Consider the following 1150-nt stretch of genomic DNA (forward strand, 5'->3'; position numbering starts at 1 on the left):
TGTAACGGCGATTAAGCCGCTGTATGACTCTGACGTTAATGGCAGTAATAAACAAGCGGCGAAAGAAATCTTAAAAGCGATGCGCTTTGAAAGTGACGGTTACTTTTTCGCGTATGATTCTCAAGGCATCAATACCTTACATGCCATCAAACCGTCGCTGGAAGGTAAAAATCTGTATGACCTTAAAGATGAAAATGGCGTAGCGGTGATTGCTGGCTTGATTGATGCGTCGCAAAAAGGCGATGGCTTTTTGTATTTCTCTTGGCACAAACCAACCATCAACGCTCAGGCGCCGAAATTGGGTTACGCTGAGTATCTACAAAAATGGGACTGGGTGCTTGGTACCGGTATCTACATTGATGACATCGACCAACAAGTTGCCATGCAGCGTGAATTGCGCACGCAAGAGTTAAATCAACACACTTTATCTGCGGTGACAATCTCGGTGATTGGCCTGATTATTACCAGCATCTTAACCAGCATTGCTGTTTCTAAAGGCATTAAACCACTTCAGCACGTCGCCGATTCTCTCAAAGATGTTGCTGCGGGTGGCGGTGACTTAACTGCGCGTCTAAAAGTGGAAAGTAAAGACGAAGTTGGCGAAGTCGCGGCTGCCTTTAATGAATTTATGGATAAACTTCACCCACTGATGCAGGATATTCATCGATCTGCTTCTGCCGTTCAAACAGTTTCTGAAGAACTGAATGATCAAACGCGCACAGCGAGCGGTCAAATGCAGAGTCACTGTTTGGAAACGGATAAAGTGGTGACAGCCGTAACAGAGATGAGCATGACGGCAAAAGAAGTCGCGAGCAATACAAATGCCACTGCGCAGGCCATTGACGATGCGAACGATCAGGTCACCGAAGCCCAGCGAGAGGTTGAACAAGCGATTCAAGGCATTACTGAGTTGGTTACAGAGATCAACAGCACATCGGATGCTATCTCTGAGTTGAGTCAGCAAACGGAGCAGATTACCAAAGTATTGGATGTGATTGGCGAGATTGCTGAGCAGACCAACTTATTGGCGCTCAATGCGGCAATTGAAGCCGCGCGAGCGGGCGAGCAAGGGCGTGGATTTGCAGTGGTGGCCGATGAAGTACGTTCACTAGCGAGCCGTACGCAAAATAGCACTCATGAAATTGGCGAT

Annotated in this window: 1 protein-coding gene; it reads left to right on the plus strand. The window is 47.4% G+C overall.

Going from position 1 to position 1150, the window contains the following annotated elements; all coding sequences use genetic code 11:
• The coding region (locus R8N49_RS24970) for a methyl-accepting chemotaxis protein (protein ID WP_318190194.1) at positions 1-1150 on the plus strand (1150 nt) is incomplete at both ends.

This window comes from Vibrio sp. 1978, assembly GCF_033344345.1.